Here is an 18,871-nt window from a genome sequence, read left to right as displayed (position 1 = left end):
CCTGGTTTTCACTTCAAGCCATGGCAAACGATGTCAAACGCAAGGATTCGACGGCAAAGCAATGGTCGGCACGCCTGACCATGCTGCTGTGGGTCGGCGGGCTGGCGGTCCTGGTGACGCAACTGCCCCCGCCGGGCCAGCTCTGGGCCGCGGTTTCCGGATCGGCCCCGGTGACCGCGCCTGCGCCACTGGCCGCCGTGGCGTCGGTCCTGGTGACGACGGCCGGACTGATCGCCTGGCTCCTGGTCGGCTGGGCGGCGGTGGTCCTTGCCGTGGGCCTGATCGCCCGGCTCCCCGGACGCTCGGGCCGCCGGGCCCGGCGACTGCTGCCGCGGATCGCACCGTCCGCGGTCGGACGGCTGGTGGCGGCCGCGGTGGGCGTGTCCCTGCTCGCCGGTACCGCGGCATGTGCCGCGCCGGCCGGGGCGAGCGCATCGGCCCGCCCGGCGCCCGCGGTGACCGCCGGCGCCCCCGTCAACCCCGCCGTCAGCCCCGACGTGACGCCGGCGCCCGGCTTCACCACCGCCGCGCCGACCAGCTCGATCGCCATCGACTGGCCAACCCCGGACCCCGCCATCCCGGGCTCGACCACCCCGAGCCCGGCCGCGCCAAGCCAGACAGAACCAAGCCAGACCGCACCGACCTCGACCCCCGGCCCGGTGGCCCCGGAGCCCACCAGCGCGGCCCCGGCGAGCCCCTCGCCCACCCCGCCCGCGACGACATCGCCGTCCCCGGTTCCCTTCTCGCCGACCTCGGAGTCCACCGTGCCCGGTTCACCGCCCCCCACCGCCACCGCCGGCATCCCGGCCCAGACCCCGGCTCCCGCGGCACCGCCACCCGCGTCGGCGGCACCCCCACCCGCCCCGGCCGATACCGGAGCGCCGGCGAGCACCGACACGGACACCGACACCGACACCGGCGGCGCGGTCACGGTGACGGTGCAGCCGGGAGATTCGCTGTGGCGGATCGCGGCCCGCACCTTGGGCCCCGGCGCGAGCGACGCCGATATCGACAATTCCTGGCGAGCTTGGTATTTCACCAACCAGCAGGTGGTCGGCGACGACCCCGACCAGATAGTGCCGGGCCAGCAGCTGACGGCCCCGACGGTGGCCGGTCAGGTGCGGTCATGACGGCGGCGGTGGCCGGGCCGGGCCCGGACGCGCGGCCCAAGCGGCCGTACCTGGCGCCGGTGCCGGACAGTGAGCCGCCCTTCGATCCGATCCCGGAGGTGCCGGCCGTCCGTCCCCGGGCCGGAGAGGCTCGCCCGGCGGCCGGCGGCTTCCGGCGGTCGACGCCCGCCCGCCGGCCGGTGACGGGCTCGACGTCGGTGGCTTGTGAGGCGGTGCCGTCCTGGTCGGCGGAGGCCGACGTCGGCGTCCGGCGCACGGCGACCGCACAGTTGCCGGCGCCCGGCCGGGCCGCTCAAGTTTACGCGACGGCCCTGGTCGAGGTGCTGGCCGGGCGGCGGCCGGTCGGGCAGCTCCGGGTGCACACCGCACCGGCGGTGTTCGCCGGGCTGGCCAATCGGGCGGCGCAGGGGTGGGGGGCGCCCGTGCAGGTGGCCTCGGTGCGGATCTGCCAACCGGCGGACGGGGTGACCGAGGTGAGCGCCACCGTCCGCGGCGCCCGCCGGGCCCACGCGATGGCGTTCCGGCTCGAAGGGGTCGACGGCCGGTGGCGGATCACCGCACTGGACATCGGATAGCCGGGGGCCCGGCCGCGGCCGCGCCGGCACCGGACCCCGACCGGGAACTACAGACCGAGCAGTTTGCTCTTGGCGGCGGAGAACTCGGCATCGGAGAGCACTCCGGCGTCGCGCAGCTTGGCCAGCTGACCGATCTGGGCGACCAGGTCGTTCTCGCCACCGCTGTCGGCGGCCGGCTCCGGAGCGGGCGGCGGGGGCGGCGGCTGGTAGGCGGGGGGCGGCGGCTGGTACGCCGGAGGCGGCGGCGCCTGCTCGGCGGCCTGCTGCTCGGCGGCGGCCTGCTTCTCGGCGGCCTTGTTGGCCTGATGCCGGCTCACGGCGTTGGCGGTCGCCGTCGCGGTGCCCGCGACCACCGCGGTGCGCGCCACGGTGCCGACCAAACCGGGCCGACCCACTCGTCCCATTCGTCTGAACATGTCGCCGCTCTCCTCGAATCCGTCCGACCCGGCGGCCACCGACCACCTCGGGCGTGTCGAGTGTGCCACGACCCCGATCAGGGGATCCAACTGACTCGGGTCGCTGTGGTCGGCGTGTCCAGCACCCGGCTGGCCGAGACCGTCGTCGACGGAAACGGCGCGAAGTTCTCCCGGCCCAGCACCCGGCTGGCCACGCTGTTCATGGTGTCCACGTCGTTGTCGAACCCGCCGTGGCTGCGCGCCGAGCTGCGCCGTCCCACCGGCGCGAGCGGTCCGGTCGGCGACCAGACCACCTCGGACGCGCACTGCTGTTCGGGGTCGAGCCCGAATGCGGTCAACAGGTCCCGGCTCTGCCGGATCGACTGCTCCAGGCCCAGCAGCGGCACGTCCGGCGGGCGCTCGAACACCTCGCTGACCAGGTAGAGCAACGACTTGGGGTACAGCCGGAAACAGCAGTCCTGCTGTTCGACGGCGGCGGTGAGGGTGTACATCGCGAACCGATCGATGGACGTGCCGATCATCGGCAGCAGCGTGGACTCGAACTCGTCCACCCGCAGGGCCGGCGCCAGCAGCTGCAGCGAGCCGAAGGAGCGGACCCCCAGCCGGTCGGCGGCCGGCAGGAACCGGGAATGAAAGATCGCACCGGCCGAATGGCCGGCCGCGTGGACGGTGATGTGCCCCGGATGCTCCCGGCAGAACCGGGCGAGCCGCTGGGCCACATAGTGGGCGCCCCCGCCCGGTTCGGCCGCGACCTGAGCGCTGCGCTTGACCGACTGCCACGGCGCGCCGCGGCCGCCCAGATCGCGCAGCGCCCACCACGAGACCAGATCGCGCAGGGTGTCGGTGAACCCGGTCTCCCAGACGAAATGGATCGGGTACGCGCCGTTGCGCACCCACCAGGGCACCTGGTCGCCGGCGATGCGCAGGCCGGCCCGTTCGGAGACGATCCCGCCGTGCGCCCAGAAAACCACCGGCACCGGTTCGGCGCGCCCGGCCAGGAACCGCGGCAGATGCTCGTCGAAGATCGCGTCCACGTCCGCGACCGAGGTCTGCATGATCCCGTCCTGGGACAGCGCCCCGCGGGTCAGGTTCACCACGTACGGGCGCAGCGCCTCGAGATCCTGTTCGTCCTCGTCGTCGAACCCGTCATCGAGCGGGGCCAGGCCTGCGCTCCGTGCTGGTGACGCCGTCGACGTAGGCGACAATTCCGGCCTCCGGGATGAATCCGTCCTCCATGAACCAGGACATGGTGACCGATCGCGATCCCTGGGGACAAGCCGAATTCGTTCGGGTCAGCGTGGCCCGGATGCCCGCTGGTCCGGCAGCGGCTCATCACCGTCCGGTTGCCCCCGCTCGGCGCGCTCGGCCGCCTCCCGCTGTTCGTACTCCTCGACGCCGTGCTGGGCCCAGTGGTCGATGCCCTGGTGGCTGCGGTCATGGTCGTGGTCGGCGCCGGTCATGGCCTCTGCATTCCGTGCGAAGGGAAGGGGTGCATGCTCACTCGCTGCCGGGCCGGCCGTGGCACAGTTTGTACTTCTTGCCCGACCCGCACGGGCACGGGGCGTTGCGGGACGGCTTGTTGCCGGTCGCGGTGGCCGATCCGGACTTGCCGGCGGCGCCGCCGGCCCGCCGGGTCTCGGTGCCGCCGTCCTCGGTGGGCCCGCTGTAGGTCAACGGGGTCGCCGCGGGCGGGCCGCCCAATCCCTTGCCGCGAAGCACCTCCGCGGCCGGGGCCGCGGAGCCGGCGGTCGCGGTGGCCGCCTTCGCGGAGGCGGCCGCCTGGTCGGTCGGGAGGGCCTCCACCGGACGCATCCGCCGCTTGGGCGCCGCGGGCTTGCCGTTGCCGGCGGGCTCGGGAGCCGCGGCCCCGTTGCCGGCCGCGGTCGCCTGGGCCGGAGCGCCGGTCGACCCGACCGCCGCCCCACCGGCGGCCAGCGCGGTCGCCGCCGCCGAGGTGGCGGTGACCACCGGCGCGGCCGGGGCCGCCGCCGGCGGCTGCTCGCCGGCCGGGACGACCTGCACCTGCAGGTTGTAGAGGAACCCGACGGATTCCTCCTTGAGCGAGTCAAGCATGGCCGCGAACATGTCGTAGCCCTCCCGCTGGTACTCCACCAACGGGTCGCGCTGGGCCATGGCCCGCAGCCCGATGCCCTCCTTGAGGTAGTCCATCTCGTAGAGGTGCTCGCGCCACTTGCGGTCCAGCACGGACAGCACCACGCGACGTTCCAGCTCGCGGGTGATCGGCGAGGTCAGCGCCTCCTCGCGCTTGGCCCAGGCGTCCCGGGCGTCGGCCAGGATGGCCTCCCGCAGCGAGGTCTTGGTCAGGTCGCCGTGCTCCTTGGCGATCGACTCGGGGGTGACCGAGATCGGGTACAGCGTCTTGAGCGCCGTCCACAGGGTGTCGGTGTCCCAGTCCTCGGCGTAGCCCTGGGCGGTCGCGCCGTCGACGTAGGCGGTGATCACGTCGGTGATCATGTTCTGCACCTGCAGGTGCAGGTCCTCACCGTCGAGCACCCGGCGCCGCTCGTCATAGATGACGGTGCGCTGCTTGTTCATCACCTCGTCGTACTTGAGCACGTTCTTGCGGATCTCGAAGTTCTGCTGCTCGACCTGGGTCTGCGCGCTCTTGATCGCCTTGGAGACGAAATTGTGCTCGATCGGCACGTCGTCGGGCATCCGCAGCCGGGTCATCAGGGCCTCGACGGTGCCGCCGCCGACCCGCCGCATCAACTCGTCGCCCAGCGAGAGGTAGAACCGGGACTCGCCCGGATCACCCTGCCGGCCGGCGCGGCCCCGCAGCTGGTTGTCGATCCGGCGGGACTCGTGCCGCTCGGTGCCCAGCACGTACAGGCCGCCGGCCTCGCGGACCTTCTCGGCCTCGGCCTTGGTCCGCTTGGTCGCTTCCTCGACCGCGTCCGACCAGGCCGCCTCGTACTCCTCGGGGGTGTCGATCGGGCTGAGCCCGCGGGCCCGCAGATCCAGGTCGGCGGTGAAGTCGACGTTGCCGCCCAGGATGATGTCGGTCCCGCGACCGGCCATGTTGGTGGCCACGGTGACCGCACCGGAGCGCCCGGCCTGGGCGATGATCGCCGCCTCCCGGGCGTGGTTCTTGGCGTTGAGGACCTCGTGCGGCACACCGGCGCGCAGCAGCAGCTTGCTCAGCAGCTCGGACTTTTCCACCGAGGCGGTGCCGACCAGGACCGGCTGCCCGTTCTCGTGCCGCTCGGCGATGTCGGAGACCACCGCGTCGAACTTGGCCAGCTCGGTCTTGTAGATGACGTCGGCCTCGTCCAGGCGCTGGATCGGCTTGTTCGACGGGATCGGCACCACGCCCAGCTTGTAGGTCTGGTGCAGCTCGGCCGCCTCGGTCTGGGCGGTGCCGGTCATGCCGGAGAGCTTCTCGTACAGCCGGAAGTAATTCTGCAGGGTGATGGTGGCCAGGGTCTGGTTCTCGGCCTTGATCTCGACCCGTTCCTTGGCCTCGATCGCCTGGTGCATGCCCTCGTTGTAGCGGCGGCCGTGCAGCACGCGGCCGGTGAACTCGTCGACGATGAGCACCTCGCCGTTGACCACGATGTAGTCGCGGTCCTTCTTGTACAGCTCCTTGGCCTTGAGCGCATTGTTCAGGAACCCGACCAGCGGGGTGTTCACCGACTCGTAGAGGTTCTCGATGCCCAGGGCCTGCTCGACCTTGGCCACGCCCTCCTCGGTGACGCCGACGGTCCGCTTGGACTCGTCGACCTCGTAGTCGGCGTCCCGGTGCAGGCGCGGGGTCAGCCGGGCGAACTCGGTGTACCACTTGGACGACTGGTCGGCCGGACCCGAGATGATCAGCGGCGTGCGGGCCTCGTCGATCAGGATCGAGTCGACCTCGTCGACGCAGGCGAAGTAGTGCCCGCGCTGGACCAGGTCGTTCTTGGACCAGGCCATGTTGTCGCGCAGGTAGTCGAAGCCGAACTCGTTGTTGGTGCCGTAGGTGATGTCCGCGGCGTAGGCGGCGCGGCGCACGTCCGGCGTCTGCTGGGCCAGGATGACGCCGACCTCCAGGCCCAGGAAGCGGTGCACCCGGCCCATCCACTCCGAGTCGCGCTTGGCCAGGTAGTCGTTGACCGTGACGACGTGCACGCCCTTGCCGTCAAGCGCGTTGAGGTAGACCGGCAGGGTGGAGACCAGGGTCTTTCCCTCACCGGTCTTCATCTCGGCGATGTTGCCCAGGTGCAGCGCGGCACCGCCCATCAACTGCACGTCGAAGTGCCGTTGCCCGAGGGTGCGCTTGGCCGCCTCGCGGACCACGGCGAACGCCTCGACCAGCAGGTCGTCGGTGGTCTCGCCCTTTTCCAGGCGCTCTTTGAACGCGGCGGTCTGGCCACGCAACTCGTCGTCGGACATCGCGACGTAGTCGTCCTCGATGGCGTTGACGTGGTCGGCGATGACCCGTAGACGCTTGAGCGTCTTTGCCTCGCCGACCCGGAGCAGTCTGCCAAGAACCACGTGTTTCACCCTCGGTCGGATCGCGTCGGCGCCGATGACCCGGCGCTCGTACCGGGGCAAACCCGGCCGTGACCATGGTAGGCGCACCGCGGTCGGGGCGGGCTCGGGCGCGCAGCCCGGCCCCGGTCCCGGCCGCGGTGCGGGGCCGAGAAGGCGGTTACTTGAGCCGGATCAGGCCGTAGTCAAAGCCCCGCCGGCGGTAGACCACCGAGGACAGGCCGGTCTCGGAATCGTTGAACAGGTAGAAGTCGTGGCCGACCAGTTCCATCTGCAGCAGCGCCTCGTCCACCGTGATCGGCTCGGCCGGGTGGTCCTTGATCCGGACGATCTGGCCCGGGCCGCCGTCCTCGGCGCCCCAGCGGTCGTCGTCGGAGATCTCGTCGACGGCCGGGGCGGCGGTGGGCTCGTCCTCCAGCACGGCGGTGCCCACGGCGCCGTTGGGCGCGAACGCCTCGGCCCCCAGGATCTCCTCCGGCGAGGCGGCGACCGCGGTGATCGGAGTGCGCCCGTGCAGGCGGTCCCGGCGCCGGTCATGCAGCCGGTGCAACCGGGTCTCGACCTTGGTGACCGCGGCGTCCAGGGCCGCGTAGAAGTTCTCCGCGCTGGCCTCGGCGCGCACGGCCGGACCGCGACTGGCGACGGTGATCTGAACCCGCTGGCACGTCTTGTGCTGGCGGCGGTTGGTCTCGTGGGAAAGCTCGACGTCGACTCGGATGATCTTGGGGTCGTACCTCTCGGACCGGGCTAGCTTCTCGGCCACGTGCACCCGAAAGTGCTCGGGAACCTCCACGTTTCGTCCCTTGACGACAATGTCCACGATTCCTCCTCATCTGGCAGGACCGACTGCTTCCTGCCGGCGCACAACACCCCGACGGTGGTCTACTGACGATCATCCTGAGCCACGCCAACCGTTCACCGGGGCGTCACCCGGGACACCTTGAACCTACAGGGCCCCCCAGTTCTCGCAAGGCGCAAAGGCCCTGTTTCCGCTGGGTATCACCCGTGCCCAGGGCGGGTCCGCCGTTCGGGCCGGCGCCGGTCACCGCCCGCTCACCGACCGGGGGACGGCGGCCAGGGTCAGCAGGCCGACCGGCCGGTGACCGGCCGCGGTCAGGGCCGCGGCGGCCGCGACGGCGGTCGCCCCGGTGGTCAGCACGTCGTCGAGCAGCAGCACGTCGGCACCGGGTGGCGGCGCGCCGCCCGGGCGCAGGCGGATCCGGCCGGACAGGTTGCGGCGACGGGCGTCCGCGTCCAGGCCCACCGAGTCCCGGGCCCGACCGGCGGTCACCAGGCAGGGGGCGACCCCGCAGGCGCGGCCGGCGGCCGCGACCGTCCGGGCGGCGGCGGTGGCCATCGCCCGGACCGGGTCACCCCCGCGCCGGCGGGCGGCGGACGGGCGGCTCGGCGCCGGCACCAACCAGACCGGTTCGAGCACCGCCCCCCAGGCCAGCAGCTGCAGCACGCCCGCCCCCAGTGCCTGTCCCAGCCGTGGCGGCAGGTCGCGGCGACCCTTCTCCTTGCCGGCCAGCACCGCCGCCCGGATCGGCCCGGTGTAGTGGGCCAGCGCCCAGGCCGGCGGCAGGCCGGCGGCCGCCGCCGGGTCGTCGGGCGGCCGGATCCGGCGTGGCGCCCGGCCCACCGTCCGCGCGCAGTTCACGCACCAGGGCCCGGCGCGGCCGCATCCCGGGCAGGGCCGGGGCAGCACCAGATCGGCGAGCGCGTCCAGCAGCTCGACCGGTCCGGCGCGCTCCCCCATCCGCCGACCCTGCGGGCGGGCCGGTCACCGGGTCAAGGCGGGCACCGGGAATGTGGACAACCGCCGCGGGTCAGGCCACCGGTGAGGCGATCCGGCCGCGCACCTCCGGGGCCTGCAGCCGCACCTTGTCGGCGGCGTCGTCGTCCGGCTCGGTCTGCGAGCGGCGCTCGGCGTCGACCCGGGCCTGGTAGGCCGCGACCTCGTCGTCGATCTGCGCGGCCGACCAGCCCAGCACCGCGGCCATGATCTCGGCGACCCGGCGGGCCGACTCGGTGCCCCGGTGCGCGTACTCGATGGAGATCCGGGTGCGGCGGGCCAGCACGTCCTCGACGTGCAGCGCACCCTCGTGGGTGACCGCGTACCTGGCCTCAACCTGCAGGTAGTCCGGGGCCCCGGGAATCGGCTGGAGCAGGGAGCGGTCGCCGTCGGGACCGTTGGCCGGGGCCAGCAGCTCGTGGATCTCCGAGCCGTAGCGGTCCAGCAGGTGCCGGATCCGGTACGGATGCACCCCGTGGGTGGCCGCCAGCCGGTCGGCCTGGTTGACCAGGGCCTGGTAGCCCAGGGCGCCGACCAGCGGCACCTCGGCGGTGCAGGAGGGGTTGATCCGGCCGGGCAGGTCCTCGCCGGCCGCGTCCACCGCATCGGCCCCCATCACCCGGTAGGTCGTGTACTTGCCGCCGGCGATGGCGATCAGGCCGGGCGCCACCCGGGCCACCGCATGCTCCCGGGACAGCTTGGAGGACTGGTCGCTCTCCCCGGCCAGCAGCGGCCGCAGGCCGGCGTACACCCCTTCGATGTCCTCGTGGGTGATCGGCACCGCCAGCACCTTGTTGACGTGGTCGAGGATGTAGTCGATGTCGGCCTTGGTCGCGGCCGGGTGGGCCAGATCCAGGTGCCAGTCGGTGTCGGTGGTGCCGATGATCCAGTGCGACTTCCACGGGATGACGAACAGCACCGACTTCTCGGTCTTGAGGATGATCCCGCTCTCGGAGGCGATCCGGTCCCGCGGCACCACCAGGTGCACCCCCTTGGACGCGCGCACCTTGAACCGGCCCCGGCCGCCGGACAGGCGCTGCAGTTCGTCGGTCCACACCCCGGTCGCATTGATCACCACCCGGGCCTTGACCTCGGTCTCGGCGCCGGTCTCCACGTCCCGCACCCGGACCCCGGCCACCCGGTCGGACTCCTTGAGAAAGCCCACCACCTGGGTGGAGGTGCGGATGACGGCGCCGTAGGCGGCGGCCGTGCGGGCCACGCTGAGGGTGTGCCGGGCGTCGTCGACCTGCCCGTCGTAGTACTGGATCCCGCCGACCAGGGCGTCCCGGCGCAGCGCGGGCACCAGCCGCAGCGCGCCGGCCCGGGTCAGGTGCTTGTGCCGCGGCACCGATCGGGCGCCGCCCATCGTGTCGTACATGATCAGCCCGCTGGCCACGTAGGGCCGCTCGATCCCCGGCTTGGACAGCGGGTAGAGGAACGAGACCGGCTTGGCCAGGTGCGGGCAGATCTTGGTGAGCATCAGCTCGCGCTCGGCCAGTGCCTCCCGGACCAGCCCGAACTCGAACATCTCCAGGTAACGCAGGCCGCCGTGGAACAGCTTGGACGAGCGCGAGGACGTGCCGGAGGCCAGATCGCGCGCCTCCACCAGGGCCACCGACAGGCCCCGGGTCACCGCGTCCAGCGCGGCGCCGGCACCGACCACGCCGCCGCCGATGATCAGCACGTCGAAGGTCTCGGCGCCCAGCCGATCGAAGTTGGCCGCCCGTTCGGCCGGCCCGAGCCGGGCCCCGGACGCGATGCCGTCACCAGTCATGTCAGCTCGACTCCTTTGTCGATCCGGTCGAATGCACCCGACTCGACGCTACCGAAGGTGGCCGGCGCCGCAACCGGTCGCGCGGGCGGACGGTCGCGGGCGAAACGTGGGGAAAGGATTGGTCAGCGGCGCTGCAGGACCACCTGAGCCGGCGGGATCGGCCGTTCGTCCGCGTCCACGAAGCCCAGCCGGGCCGGTGCGCCGGTGTCGCGGTCGACGAAGAGGTAGGGCAACTGGGCGTCGACCGGCACGTGCTCCACCCCCCACCCGGCGAGCGCGGCGAGCACCGGGGCCAGATCGCGTCCGGCCGGGGTCAGCACGTACTCGTCCCGGGCCCGTTCACCGGGATCGCGGTAGCTGCGCCGCTGCAGGATCCCGTGCGCGACCAGCTTGCCCAGGCGATCGGTCAGCACGTCCGGGGCGATGCCCAGCGAGGTCCGGAAGTCGGCGAACCGGGTGAGCCCGGCCAGCGCGTCGCGCACGATCAGCAGCGCCCACTTCTCCCCGACCACCGCGATGCAGCGGGCGATCGGGCAGGCGGCGGCCGTCCCGGTTTTCGCGTCCACCGGATCAGTCTAGCCAGCTGGATTGCCATTTCCTACCCTGGTAGCTAAGTTGGCATCACCAACTCAGATGGGAGACCCACATGACGACTCTCGACGGCTCGGTCGTGCTGATCACCGGAGCCAACGGCGGCCTCGGCCGCGAATTCGTGCGGCAGGCCCTGGCCCGCGGCGCGCGCACGGTCTACGCGACCGCCCGCACCCCCCGCTCCTGGGACGACGAGCGGATCGTGCCGCTCGCCCTGGATGTCACCGACCCGACCTCGGTCGCCGCGGCCGCCCGCGCCGCCGCGGACGTCGCGGTCGTGATCAACAACGCCGGCGCGACCAGCGCGGGCCGGGTGCTGGACACCTCCCCCGCGGCGATCCGATCCCTGTTCGAGACCAACGTGTTCGGGCCGCTGGCCATCGCCCAGGCCTTCGCCCCGGTACTCGCGGCCAACGGCGGCGGCGCACTGGTCGACATCCACTCCGCGCTGAGCTGGCTGGCCCGCGGCGGGGCCTACAGCGCGAGCAAGGCCGCCTTCTGGTCGCTGACCAACTCGCTGCGGCTCGAACTCGCCGGCCAGGGCACCCAGGTGGTCGGGGTGCATCTGGGCTACACCGACACGCCGATGATCGCCGGCCTGGACGTGCCCAAGGCCGATCCCGCCGACATCGTCCGCGAGGTCTACCTCGGCCTGGAGACCGGGGCGTTGGAGGTGCTGGCCGACGACACCAGCCGGTTCGTCAAGGATCGGCTCAGCCAACCGCTGAGCGTGCTCTACCCGGAGCTGGCCCGGGCCTGACCCCGACCCGCTGAGCCTGGCCTCAGATGCCCTCGGTATCGCTGTGCATGAGCCGCCGGCCCAGCTCGGTGATCGAGCCGGACAACGACGGGTAGACGCTGAAGGTGTAGGCGAGATCCTTGACCGTCAAACGGTTCTGCACGGCGATGGCGATCGGCAGGATCAGCTCGGAGGCCTCCGGCGCGCAGACCACCCCGCCGATCACGATCCCGGTCAACCGGCGGGAGACGATCTTGACGAAGCCCTCCTCCAGGCCCAGCATCTTGGCCCGGGCGTTGGTGGCCAGCGGGATCATCTGGGTCTGCGCGAGCGCCGGTCCGGTCTCGGCCTCCACCTCGGAGTACCCGACCGTGGCGATCTCCGGGTGGGTGAACACGTTTGAGCACACGGTCTTGAGCCGCAGCGGGGCGACGCCTTCGCCGAGGGCGTGCCACATCGCGATGCGCCCCTGCATGGCGGCCACCGAGGCCAGCATGAACACCCCGGTGCAGTCGCCGGCGGCGTAGATGCCGGGCACGGAGGTGCGTGAGACCTTGTCCACCTCGATGGACCCGCCCCGGTCCAGCCGGATGCCGGCCTTCTCCAGGCCGATCCCGCGGGTGTTGGGTACCGCACCGACGGTCATCAGGGCGTGCGAGCCCTCGATCTCCCGGCCGTCCTCCAAAGTGACCACGACGCCGGACCCGGTGCGGCGCACCGATTTCGCGCGGGCGCGGCGGGCCAGCACGCTGCCCCGGGCGGAGAAGACCCGCTCGATGACGGCGGCCGCGTCGGCGTCCTCCGACGGCAGCACCCGGTCCCGGCTGGAGACCAGGGTGACCTTGACCCCCATCTCGGTGTAGGCGGAGGCGAACTCGGCACCGGTGACCCCCGAACCGATCACGATCAGATGTTCGGGCAGCTCGTCGAGCGAGTAGACCTGCCGCCAGGTCAGGATCCGTTCCCCGTCCGGCACCGCGTCGGGCAGGATGCGCGGGCTCGCCCCGGTGGCCACCAGCACGACGTCGGCCGGGTGGTCGGTCTCGGCGCCGCCCGGGGCGGTGGCCACCACGGTGTGCGTGGCCTGGCCCGAGGCGTTGTCGGCCAGCCGTGCGGTGCCGTCGACGATGCGCACCCCGTCGGCGATCAGCTTGGCCCGGATGTCCGCCGATTGGGCCAGGGCCAGGCCGGCCACCCGGCCGTGCACCACGGCGACGTCCACCCCCACCTGGTCGGGATCGACGGTCAGACCCAGGCTGCCGGCGGCCAGCACCGCCGTCCGCCCGCCCGCGGAGGCGATGAAGGTCTTGGACGGCACGCAGTCCGAGAGCACGCAGGCCCCGCCCAGGCCGTCCCGCTCGATCAGGGTGACGTCGGCCCCGTACTGCATCGCGACGAGCGCGGCCTCGTACCCCCCGGGCCCACCGCCCATGATCACGATTCGGGTCACCTGCTGCACCTTCTCCCTGGATCGGTCTCATTGATCGGTGTCACTGCCCGGCAGCACGACCGTAGCCGGGCCGGTCCGCCCCCGCCTCCGCCCGTGCGGGACGTGTCGCCCACACCACTACGCTCTGCACCCATGGCGTTGTACGCGGCGTACGGGACGAACATGGATCCCGGCCACATGCTCCAGCGGTGTCCGTCCTCCCCGGTGGCCGGGACCGGCTGGCTGCCCGGCTGGCGACTCACCTTCGGCGGCGAGGACATCGGCTGGGACGGCGCGCTGGCCACCGTGGTCGAGGATCCGGACTCCTCGGTGTTCGTCGTGCTCTACGACATGGCCGAGTCCGACGAGAAGACCCTCGATTCCTGGGAGGGCAGCGACCTCGGGCTGTACACCAAGATCCGGCTGCGGGTGCACACCCTGGACGGCGACGTGCTGGCCTGGCTTTATGCGCTGCAGGCCTACGAGGGCGGCCTGCCCTCCCCGCGCTACCTGAGCGTGATCGCCGACGCCGCCGAGGCCGCCGACGCGCCGGCCGAGTACGTCAACGACATCCGCAACCGGCCGACCCGTCCGGCCAGCTGACGGCCGGGGCGAGCCCGCCTGTGATCCGGGCCGGCGGGTTCCTCAGTGGTGCAGTTCCTCAGTTTCTCAATGGTGCAGTTCCTCAATGGTGCAGCGCGGCCAACACCGTGTGCGTCATCAGCCGGACCCCGGCCGCGACCGCCCGCTCGTCGGCCACGAACTGCGAGGAATGCAGGTCCACCCGGGGAATGATGCCGTCCCACACCCCCAGCCGGGCCAGCGACCCCGGCACCCGGTCCAGGAAGACGGCGAAATCCTCGGCCCCGGTGGACTGTTCGGCGTCGCGGACGGCGTTGGCGCCCAGGGCCCGTTGCGCCGCGGTGCGCATCAGCTCGGTGGAGACCGCCTCGTTCATCACCGGCGGCACGCCGCGCCGGTAGTCCAGCTCGAACCGGGCGTCCAACGGCGCCAGCAGCTGCGTGATCAGGTCGCGGACCATGCCCTCGGCCGCGTCCCACGACCGCCGATCCATCAGCCGCAGGGTGCCGCGCAGCACGCCCTCCCGCGGGATCGCGTTGGCCGCCTCGCCGGACTGCACCGCACCCCAGACCATGACGGCCGCCGCCCGCGGGTCGAGCTTGCGGGTCAGCAGCGCCGGCATCTGGGTGATCACGGTGCCCAGCGCGTAGACCAGGTCGGTGGTCAGGTGCGGGCGCGAGGTGTGCCCGCCCGGCCCCAGGATGCGCAGTTCGATCTGGTCCGAGGTCGAGGTGATCGCCCCGACCTTGAGACCGACCAGCCCGACCCGCAGCCGCGGGTCGCAGTGCAGCGCGTACAGCCGGGTCAGCCCGTCCAGGCCGCCGGCGGCGATGACGTCGTGCGAGCCGCCGGGAAAGACCTCCTCGGCCGGCTGGAAGATCAGCCGCACCCGGCCGCCCAGATCCCCGGCCCGCTTGAGCGCCTGGGCGACGCCCAGCAGCACGGTCAGGTGCACGTCGTGCCCGCAGGCATGCGAGACATCGGGCAGCGTCGAGGAGTACGGCAGGCCGGTCGACTCCCGGATCGGCAACGCGTCGATGTCCGCCCGCAGGCCGACCAGCCGCTCCCCCGAACCGATCTCGGCAATGACCCCGGTGCCCGACGGCAGCACGGAGGCCTTGATGCCGTCGGCGTCGAGCACCCGCATGATCAGCGCGGTGGTCGCCGACTCGCGATGCCCGAGTTCGGGGTGGGCGTGCACCCGTCGCCGCAGCCGGATCAGCTCGGCCAGGCACTGCTCGAGGTAGTCGTCCAACCACTGCGGACCGAGGCCGGCACCCAGGTCGTCCACCCGCTCGGGAGCGGGGACGATCGGCGGGCGGACCAACAGGTCGTCGGTGTCGATGTCGCCTCGCTCTCGCCGGATTCAAGTCCCGACGTACTGTAGCGACCCGCGCGGGCTGGGCCGACCGCTGCGCCGGCCGTCCGATCCGGGCGACGGGCCAGCGACCGCTCCCCGCACCAGTCGCGGCCCGGTGTGGTTGGCTCTTGAATCACTGCCGGGTGCGAGCGCAGGAGGACCCATGGGCGACGAGGTCGCGGCCACGACGTACACCCGCGAGCAGCGGCAGGCCTACCGGGCCAAGGTCCGGCGCTGCCTGGACGTGTTCGAACGAATGCTGGTCGAGCACGCCTTCGATTTCGGCCAGCCGATGACCGGCCTGGAGATCGAGCTCAACCTGGTCAACAGCAACTGGGAGCCGGACATGGCCAACGCCCGGGTGCTGGAGGCCATCGCCGACCCGGACTTCCAGACCGAGCTGGGCCGGTACAACATCGAGTTCAACGTCGCCCCGCGCCAGCTCGGCGGGCAGCTGATGGCCGAGCTGGAGGAGCAGCTGCGCTCCTCGCTCGACCACGCCGAGGAGCGGGCCAACCGCACCGGTTCCGAGATCATCATGATCGGCATCCTGCCGACGCTGCGCACCGAGCACTTCGAGACCGACTGGATGAGTGCCAATCCGCGGTACCAGGCGCTGGACGAGGCGGTGTTCGCCGCGCGCCGGGAGGATCTGGAGCTGGACATCCGTGGCGTCGAGCATCTGAAGATGTACGCCGACACCATCGCCCCCGAGTCGGCCTGCACCTCGGTGCAGCTGCACCTGCAGGTCTCGCCGGCCGACTTCGCCGCCTGCTGGAACGCCGCCCAGGTGCTGGCCGGTCCCCAACTCGCACTGGGCGCGAACTCGCCGTTCCTGTTCGGCAAACGGCTGTGGGCCGAGACCCGCACCGAGTTGTTCCTGCAGGCCACCGACACCCGCTCGCTGGAGCTGCGCAACCAGGGGGTCCGGCCGCCGGTGTTCTTCGGCGAGCGCTGGATCACCTCGATCTTCGACCTGTTCGAGGAGAACGTCCGGTACTTCCCGGCCCTGCTGCCCGAGTGCACCGACGAGGACCCCGAAGCCGTTCTGGCCGCCGGCAAGGCCCCGCGGTTGCAGGAGATGCGGCTGCACAACGGCACCGTCTACCGGTGGAACCGGCCCGTGTACGACGTCGTCGACGGCCGCCCGCACCTACGGGTGGAGAACCGGGTGCTGCCGGCCGGGCCGACCGTGGTCGACGTGCTGGCCAACGCCGCCTTCTACTACGGCGCCGTCACCGTGCTGGCCACCGAGGACCGGCCGATCTGGACCAAGATGTCGTTCGACGCGGCCCGGGCCAACTTCGACGCCGGCGCCCGGCTGGGCGCCGACGCGGTGTTCTACTGGCCGGGCTTCGGCCAGGTCACCTGGGACGAGCTGATCCTGCGGGACCTGCTGCCCAAGGCCGACGAGGGCCTGGCCCGGTGGGGCGTGGACAAGGACGTCCGGGACCGCTACCTGGGCATCGTGCGCGACCGGTGCATCACCCAACGCAACGGCGCCTGGTGGCAGGCCGAGACGGTGGCCGCGTTGGAGCGGCGCGGCCTGAGCCGGGACGCCGCCCTCACCGAGATGCTCAAGCTGTACTCGCAGGGCATGCACTCTAACGAGCCGGTGCACACCTGGGAGGTGCCGGGCTGAACACCGCGAAATCCCGCCCGCCCGCGCTCGACCCGACCGAGCTGGCCCGGCAGGTCGCGGCCGGCTCCCGCACCGCGCTCTCCCGCGCGATCACGCTGGTCGAATCGACCCGCGACGACCACCGCGAGGCGGCCCGCACACTGCTCACCGCGCTGCGCCCACCGGACGGCTCGGCCGAGATCCGGTCGGTGCGGCTGGGGATCTCCGGGGTCCCCGGCGTCGGCAAGTCCACCTTCGTCGAGGCCCTGGGTTCGGTACTGACCGGCCGCGGCCTGCGGGTCGGCGTGCTGGCCGTCGACCCGTCCAGCATCCGCACCGGCGGCTCCGTGCTGGGCGACAAGACGCGCATGCCGCTGCTGTCGGCCAACCCGAACGCCTACATCCGGCCGTCCCCCAGCGCCGGCACCCTCGGCGGGGTGGCCCGGGCCACCGCTCAGACGATCACCCTGCTGGAGGGCGCCGGCTACGACGTGGTGCTGGTCGAGACGGTCGGCGTCGGCCAGTCCGAGACCACCGTGGCCGGCATGGTCGACACGTTCCTGCTGCTGGCGCTGGCCCGTTCGGGCGATCAGCTGCAGGGCATCAAGAAGGGCGTGCTGGAGATCGCCGACGTCATCGCGGTGAACAAGGCCGACGGCGACCGGGTGGTCGAGGCCAAGGCCGCGGCCCGGGATCTGGCCGGCGCGCTGCGTCTGGTGCGCGGCCGGTCCGCGGGCGGCGCGGGAACCGCCGGTCCCGGCTGGTCGGTGCCGGTGCTGACCTGCTCCGGGCTGACCGGCGACGGCATCGACCAGGTTTGGGACGCGGTGCTGGCTCACCGGAGCGGCCTGGGGCCGCCGGGCCTGGCCGACAAGCGGTCCGGGCAGCGCTGGGATCTGGTCTGGTCGCTGGTGCGCGACGAGCTCGACCAGCGGCTGCGCCGCTCCGGCCCGGTCGCCGACGCCGCCGCCCAGCTGCGGCCGCAGGTGCTGGCCGACACCCTGCCCGCCCCCAGCGCCGCCGACGCGATCCTGCGGGCGTTCGACGGGCGGTGAGGCACCGGGCGGGCGGCGCGGACAGGTGCCCGCCAGCCACACCGCTCCGCGAACGTGAACACCGCGCACCGCGAAGGCGGACACCGCTCCGCCGGCGTGGCGCGGTGTGCCCGGCAGTCCGACCGCCCGACCGCTCGGCCGGAGTTGTCCCCACCCTCCGATCCATCCACAATCGGGCCGCCGCCCCGCCGGGTGGGGCTCCGGATCCGGCACGCTGCCGGCATGTTCGACGACGCAGGTGCCCCGCTCCCGGCCGACATCGAGATGTCGGCCCCGGCGACCATCAGATCGCGGCTGATCCATCGACCGGATGCGTTGTCCAACGGCTTGAACTCGGACGACATCCGGCGCAAGGTCGCCCGGGGCGAGTGGCAGATCGTCCGGCCCGGCGTGTACCTGCCGGTGAGCCAGCTGCTGTCGATCACCGCCCGGCAGCGGCACCTGATGCAGATCGACGCCGAGCTCCCCCACACCAGCCCCGACGCCGTGGTCAGCCACCTGTCCGCCGCCTGCGAGCTGGGCATCGATCTGCTCCGCATCCCCGGCCGGCGGGTGCAGGTGACCATCCCCACCGCGGCCAGCGGGCATCGGCGGCCCTTGCTGCACACCAGCCGGGCGGCGATCGACGACGACGAGCGGGAGCTCCGACGCGGCCACCAGGTGACCGGTCCCGCCCGCACCCTGGTCGACATCGCCCGCACCAACCGGTTCGACGACGCCCTGGTCGCGGCCGACTCGGCCCTGCATCAGGGCCTCGTGTCCAAGGCCGAACTCCTGGCCGCGACCGATCGGGCCCCGCGGCGAGCCGGGATGCGCCAGGCCCGCCGGGTGATGCTGTTCGCCGATGGCGGCGCCGAGAGCGTCGGCGAATCGCTGAGCCGGCTGCTGATCGCCCGCGCCGCCCTGCCGACTCCGCAGATCCAGTTCCCGGTGCCGTCCGGGGACGGTCACGGTCGCGCGGTCTGTGATTTCGGGTGGCCCGAGTTCGCGACCGTCGGCGAGTTCGACGGCGCCGAGAAGTACGGACGGTTGCTCGGGCCGGGCGAGCGGCCCGGGGATGCGGTGTTCGCCGAGAAGGTCCGCGAGGACCGCATCCGCGACGCCGGGCTCGTCGTCGTCCGTTGGACCTGGAGCGATCTGGACGACCCGGCGCACCTGGCCGATCGGATCCGCCGCGCCCTGCACCGCGGAGCGGCGCAGGACCGGCCCGGCGCCGCTCCGCGAAGATGAACGGCGCTCCACCCGTGGCCGGAGCTGCGTCCGCATTCGTGGAGCGGTGTCCGCCGGCGTGGCGCGGCGTGCCCGGCAGAACGGCG

At 72.5% G+C, this 18,871-nt stretch carries 17 protein-coding genes; 7 read left to right on the top strand and 10 right to left on the bottom strand.

The window, feature by feature from the left end:
• Positions 1–20: 20 nt before the first annotated feature.
• Both NAMU_RS06845 and NAMU_RS27090 read left to right on the top strand, forming a co-directional pair.
• Positions 21–1,130: a LysM peptidoglycan-binding domain-containing protein gene (locus NAMU_RS06845; RefSeq protein WP_015746680.1), complete on the top strand. Its 1,110-nt coding sequence runs from the start codon at positions 21–23 to the stop codon at positions 1,128–1,130.
• Positions 1,127–1,705 (top strand): Rv3235 family protein, encoded by a 579-nt coding sequence (locus NAMU_RS27090; RefSeq protein WP_015746679.1) that lies wholly within the window; start codon positions 1,127–1,129, stop codon positions 1,703–1,705. Before NAMU_RS06845 ends, NAMU_RS27090 begins: the two co-directional genes overlap by 4 nt.
• 47 nt (positions 1,706–1,752) lie before the next feature.
• On the opposite strand, the gene NAMU_RS06835 is transcribed toward NAMU_RS27090, so the two are convergent.
• The 8 genes from NAMU_RS06835 to NAMU_RS06805 all read right to left on the bottom strand — a co-directional run bounded on the left by NAMU_RS06835 (position 1,753) and on the right by NAMU_RS06805 (position 10,744).
• Positions 1,753–2,109 carry an SHOCT domain-containing protein gene (locus NAMU_RS06835; protein WP_041368526.1) on the bottom strand — a complete coding sequence of 119 codons (357 nt, stop codon included), beginning with the start codon at positions 2,107–2,109 and terminating at the stop codon, positions 1,753–1,755.
• A gap of 89 nt (positions 2,110–2,198) precedes the next feature.
• Positions 2,199–3,326 (bottom strand): hypothetical protein, encoded by a 1,128-nt coding sequence (locus NAMU_RS06830; protein ID WP_138179990.1) that lies wholly within the window; start codon positions 3,324–3,326, stop codon positions 2,199–2,201.
• Between the two features lie 87 nt (positions 3,327–3,413).
• Positions 3,414–3,581, bottom strand: coding sequence for a hypothetical protein (locus tag NAMU_RS29790; protein WP_015746677.1), 168 nt, complete (start codon positions 3,579–3,581; stop codon positions 3,414–3,416).
• Positions 3,582–3,618: 37 nt separating this feature from the next.
• A complete protein-coding gene (gene secA, locus NAMU_RS06825) occupies positions 3,619–6,612 on the bottom strand; it encodes a preprotein translocase subunit SecA (protein ID WP_015746676.1) in 2,994 nt (997 codons plus the stop codon).
• Between the two features lie 157 nt (positions 6,613–6,769).
• A complete protein-coding gene (hpf, locus tag NAMU_RS06820) occupies positions 6,770–7,429 on the bottom strand; it encodes a ribosome hibernation-promoting factor, HPF/YfiA family (protein ID WP_015746675.1) in 660 nt (219 codons plus the stop codon).
• Between the two features lie 222 nt (positions 7,430–7,651).
• On the bottom strand, positions 7,652–8,368 hold the full coding sequence (locus tag NAMU_RS06815; protein ID WP_015746674.1) for a ComF family protein: 717 nt from the start codon (positions 8,366–8,368) through the stop codon (positions 7,652–7,654).
• Between the two features lie 70 nt (positions 8,369–8,438).
• Entirely contained in the window at positions 8,439–10,178 is a 1,740-nt protein-coding gene (locus NAMU_RS06810; protein ID WP_015746673.1) for a glycerol-3-phosphate dehydrogenase/oxidase, read from the bottom strand.
• A gap of 122 nt (positions 10,179–10,300) precedes the next feature.
• Positions 10,301–10,744: a winged helix-turn-helix transcriptional regulator gene (locus NAMU_RS06805; RefSeq protein WP_015746672.1), complete on the bottom strand. Its 444-nt coding sequence runs from the start codon at positions 10,742–10,744 to the stop codon at positions 10,301–10,303.
• An 80-nt stretch (positions 10,745–10,824) separates the two neighbouring features.
• Here NAMU_RS06805 and NAMU_RS06800 point away from each other — a divergent pair, with 80 nt between their 5' ends.
• Positions 10,825–11,529 carry an SDR family oxidoreductase gene (locus NAMU_RS06800; RefSeq protein ID WP_015746671.1) on the top strand — a complete coding sequence of 235 codons (705 nt, stop codon included), beginning with the start codon at positions 10,825–10,827 and terminating at the stop codon, positions 11,527–11,529.
• Positions 11,530–11,551: 22 nt separating this feature from the next.
• Here the strand turns inward: NAMU_RS06800 and NAMU_RS06795 are convergent, their stop codons facing one another.
• Positions 11,552–12,958: an NAD(P)H-quinone dehydrogenase gene (locus tag NAMU_RS06795; protein ID WP_015746670.1), complete on the bottom strand. Its 1,407-nt coding sequence runs from the start codon at positions 12,956–12,958 to the stop codon at positions 11,552–11,554.
• Between the two features lie 132 nt (positions 12,959–13,090).
• Here NAMU_RS06795 and NAMU_RS06790 point away from each other — a divergent pair, with 132 nt between their 5' ends.
• Positions 13,091–13,540: a gamma-glutamylcyclotransferase family protein gene (locus tag NAMU_RS06790; protein ID WP_015746669.1), complete on the top strand. Its 450-nt coding sequence runs from the start codon at positions 13,091–13,093 to the stop codon at positions 13,538–13,540.
• A gap of 82 nt (positions 13,541–13,622) precedes the next feature.
• Here the strand turns inward: NAMU_RS06790 and NAMU_RS06785 are convergent, their stop codons facing one another.
• Positions 13,623–14,846 carry an amidohydrolase gene (locus tag NAMU_RS06785; RefSeq protein ID WP_217180769.1) on the bottom strand — a complete coding sequence of 408 codons (1,224 nt, stop codon included), beginning with the start codon at positions 14,844–14,846 and terminating at the stop codon, positions 13,623–13,625.
• A 196-nt stretch (positions 14,847–15,042) separates the two neighbouring features.
• Here NAMU_RS06785 and NAMU_RS06780 point away from each other — a divergent pair, with 196 nt between their 5' ends.
• From NAMU_RS06780 to NAMU_RS06770, 3 genes are all read left to right on the top strand, one after another.
• On the top strand, positions 15,043–16,521 hold the full coding sequence (locus NAMU_RS06780) for a glutamate--cysteine ligase family protein (protein WP_015746667.1): 1,479 nt from the start codon (positions 15,043–15,045) through the stop codon (positions 16,519–16,521).
• Complete coding sequence (gene meaB, locus NAMU_RS06775) at positions 16,518–17,555, top strand: methylmalonyl Co-A mutase-associated GTPase MeaB (RefSeq protein ID WP_015746666.1); 1,038 nt, start codon at positions 16,518–16,520, stop codon at positions 17,553–17,555. The genes NAMU_RS06780 and meaB overlap by 4 nt, the downstream gene beginning before the upstream one ends.
• Before the next feature lie 222 nt (positions 17,556–17,777).
• Positions 17,778–18,785, top strand: a complete 1,008-nt coding sequence (locus tag NAMU_RS06770; RefSeq protein ID WP_015746665.1) for a type IV toxin-antitoxin system AbiEi family antitoxin domain-containing protein — start codon at positions 17,778–17,780, stop codon at positions 18,783–18,785.
• The last annotated feature ends 86 nt before the right edge of the window (positions 18,786–18,871 follow it).

This window comes from Nakamurella multipartita DSM 44233 (genome assembly GCF_000024365.1).
GTDB lineage: Bacteria > Actinomycetota > Actinomycetes > Mycobacteriales > Nakamurellaceae > Nakamurella > Nakamurella multipartita.
This window is presented reverse-complemented; position numbering and strand designations above follow the sequence as displayed.